Raw genomic sequence first — 3,557 nt, 5'->3', positions numbered from 1 at the left:
GTGCTTTTGACATGCTGGATATGGACAGAAGTCAGATCATGGCTGTGACAATGCCGTGTTTCGGTACGACAGACAGAACGTATCACAATGCCTGTGAACTGGTTCGAAGACTTGGAGCAACCTTTGAGGAAGTGGATATCAAAGAAGCAGTGACGCTGCACTTTTCAGATATCGGACAGGATCCGGCCAATCATGATGTGACCTATGAGAATGGTCAGGCAAGAGAACGGACTCAGGTGCTGATGGACATTGCCAATCGTCTCGGTGGTATGGTCATTGGTACGGGAGATATGTCGGAGCTGGCGCTGGGATGGGCGACCTATAACGGTGATCACATGTCTATGTATGGCGTCAATGCATCGGTACCAAAGACTTTGGTGCGTCATCTTGTCAGATATTGTGCGGACACAGCGGACAGTCAGACATTAAAGGAGACATTGCTGGATATTCTGGATACACCGGTGAGCCCGGAATTGATTCCTCCGGAGGACGGTCAGATTTCACAGAAAACCGAAGATCTGGTGGGACCGTATGAACTGCATGATTTCTTCCTGTATCATATTCTTCGTTTCGGACGGCATCCGGCCAAGGTATATCGCCTGGCCCTGAAAGCTTTTGAAGGCGTTTATGATGCCGCCACGATTCTCAGATGGCTGAAGACTTTTTATCGCCGGTTCTTTGCACAGCAGTTTAAGCGCTCATGCCTGCCGGATGGTCCGAAGGTGGGTTCTGTTGCGGTTTCTCCAAGAGGGGATCTGCGTATGCCGAGTGATGCCTGCGTGACACTCTGGATGCAGGAACTGGATGAGATTGTCGAGTAGATGGCAAACGGTCAGCGGGCCTTGTCGATCGCCTGGGCGATGGCACTGAGAAGTACCTGTGAAGTATAGCGGCTGGACGATTCGTAACGGATATCATCGATGGAGACGCCGGCGGCCAGCTGCGCGGAGATGGCATCCATACTGGTTGTCAGCAGCGGATACATGGCCGCAACAGATTCATCCAGATTGACAATGGAAGCGGATTTGATGTGATCTTTGTCAACAACAACCTGGATATCAACCGATTGATTGTTCAGCGTAATTGAAGATGTGTAAACACCTGCGGTATAAGCAGAAGCCGGGGATGTTTGCACATCTTTTTTGCTTGAGCCGATGACGAAAAGGATAAAAACAGCGGCTGCAATAAGAATAATGAGGACGAGAAGAAATGTTAAAAGCTGTCGGAGCCTGAAAACAAAAATGCGGGTATCACTTTGCATGGAAATCCCTCCGTAAAAATGTTAATATATGTATATGAAAAACTGATGTTAAATATGAGAGGAGAACAGAATGTCACTACAATTGATCCTGGGAGGCAGCGGAACGGGCAAATCCACCAGACTGTATCAGATGATTGTCGAAAGATCGGTACAGTTTCCTGATGAAAAGACGCTGTTGATCGTGCCGGAACAGAAGACCATGCAGGCACAGAAGAATATTGTTATGCATCATCCGCGGCATGGTGTGATGAATGTAGATGTACTGAGTTTTGAACGTCTGGCCTATAGAATTTTTGAGGAGCTGGGGCTGAATCAGAAGGAAATTCTCGAAGATACCGGCAAGAGTATGATTATCCGAAGAATTTTGACGGAGCATGAAGAAGAACTTTCTGCCTTCAGAGGCAATATACGCAAAAAGGGTTTTGTGGACGAAGTGAAGTCTATGCTGTCGGAGCTTTTACAGTACGGCGTGACGCCGGATATTCTCAGAAAGCGAAGCATGGAAATGGGGACTGAGTCTGTTTTATATGCCAAATTGCAGGATATAACAGTGATTTATGAGGCTTTTCTTGACAGGATCCATGAAAAATATATGACAACGGAGGAAGTGCCGGATCGGTTATGTGATGTGATCGAACAATCCGATATGATTCGCCGTGTGCACGTATTTCTGGATGATTTTACCGGTTTTACACCCATTCAGTACCGTCTGATGAACCGGATTCTGCAGTTGGCACCGAGGGTAGTGATGACGCTGAATGTGGATGTTGCGGAGAATCCGTATCAGACCGTTTCCATGGAGCACCTTTTTTACCTGCCGAAGGATACGATTTTTCAGCTGGAGCGGATCTGCCGTGAGCATCAGGTGTCCAGAGAAGCGGACATACATCTTGAAGGCAATGAAAAGGGGCGGTTTGCCGGACATCCGGAACTGGCTGCCATGGAGAAGAATCTATTCAGAAAAAGGGCTGCGGCCCGGGCAGAAAAGCCGGAGGATCTGATGGCTTTCAGGCTGACATCACCGAATGATGAGATGGGTTTTGTGGCGATGAAGATTCATGAATATGTAGCCAGAAAGCATTACAGATACAGGGATATGGCTGTTGTAGCCAGTGACATGAATCTGTACCGCAGCAGTGCTGATTATTGGTTTGATAAGTATCAGATTCCTTGTTTCTTTGACGGCAGACGCAACATTTCGGGAAATATGCTGGTTGAATGGCTGCGGTCACTCTGCAGTGTTTTCCTTCAAAAATACAGTTATGCGTCTATGCTGCGGTATCTCAGAAGCGGCCTTACGGGTATTTCGGAGGAGGAGACGGACTGTCTGGAGGATTATGTGCTGGCGCTGGGCATCCGCGGCCATAGTAAGTGGACAAAGGTGTGGACGGCCAAAATGCAGGGAATGACCGATGAAGAGCTGGACAGGATCAATGGCATCCGGGAACGGCTGATTCTGCCCTTGGAAGCACTTTATGAAGTAAGCCGGAATAAGGAAAGCCGGACCGTCGATTTTATGCGGAGACTTTATTTGTATATGCAGCAGCTGGGCATTCGAGGACAGCTGGAGGCATGGACTGCGTTCTTTGAGAAAAACGGGGATCTTTCAAGAGCCAAGGAATATGAGCAGATTTACGATGTGATGATCGAATTGCTGGAGAGAATGGACCTGATTCTCGGTCAGGAGCCGCTTTCTATTCAGGTCTTTTCCGATGTGCTGGATGCCGGCGTCAATGATGTGCGGATTGGCATTATTCCGCCGGGAGTGGATCAGGTAACTTTTGGTGATATACGCCGAACAAGGCTGGAGAACATTAAAGTCCTGTTTTTTGTCGGCATGAATGATGGATTGGTACCGCTTATGGAAAACGGCGGCGGTCTGCTGACAGAAATTGAGAGAGACCGTCTGGCATTGCATCACATTCATTTGGCACCAACGGCAAAGGAAAATACATGTACAGAGCAGTATTATCTTTATATGAATATGACAAAACCTTCTGAAAAGCTGATACTGACCTGTTCTGAGCAGGATGCAGCAGGGAAAGAGAAGCGGCCGTCCTCTATTTTTGACAGGATCAAAGCGGTTTTTCCGAAGCTGGTACTGGAACGGGTACACCAGACGGATACGGAAAAAGGAGATTTGATCCACAGTTATCAGTATATGATCAGAGGGCTTCGTGAGATCAGTGAGAATGGACAGATTCCCGAAGACTGGTTGGATGTCTATGACTGGTTTATGTCAAGGCCGGAGTATGCAGAGAAGACCAGACAGCTGGTGGAAGCAGCATTTTACAGG

The 3,557-nt window shown here is 47.8% G+C and carries 2 protein-coding genes and 1 pseudogene; 2 read left to right on the top strand and 1 reads right to left on the bottom strand.

All coding sequences use genetic code 11. The annotated features are described in order from the left end of the window. Nucleotides 1-821, top strand: a pseudogene (locus WMO25_RS16265) (NAD(+) synthase); the annotation flags it as partial. A gap of 11 nt (nt 822-832) precedes the next feature. Here the strand turns inward: WMO25_RS16265 and WMO25_RS16260 are convergent. Further along, the gene (locus tag WMO25_RS16260) at nt 833-1,261 is read right to left on the bottom strand and encodes a hypothetical protein (RefSeq protein ID WP_015515424.1); all 429 of its coding nucleotides are present in this window, start codon (nt 1,259-1,261) and stop codon (nt 833-835) included. A gap of 70 nt (nt 1,262-1,331) precedes the next feature. On the opposite strand from WMO25_RS16260, the gene WMO25_RS16255 reads away from it, so the two are divergent. Then, a partial coding sequence (locus WMO25_RS16255) for a PD-(D/E)XK nuclease family protein (protein WP_435384321.1) occupies nt 1,332-3,557 on the top strand: 2,226 nt, incomplete at its 3' end.

It is taken from the genome of Coprococcus intestinihominis, assembly GCF_040096555.1.
Lineage (GTDB): Bacteria > Bacillota > Clostridia > Lachnospirales > Lachnospiraceae > Coprococcus_A > Coprococcus_A intestinihominis.
The sequence above is the reverse complement of the archived record's forward strand: the minus strand, read 5'-3'. Positions and strand labels throughout refer to the sequence as shown.

What these genes read in the sequence shown, in the direction of transcription:
- WMO25_RS16260 (WP_015515424.1), bottom strand. Translation starts at nt 1,261, where the DNA reads ATGCAAAGTGATACCCGCATTTTTGTTTTCAGGCTCCGACAGCTTTTA.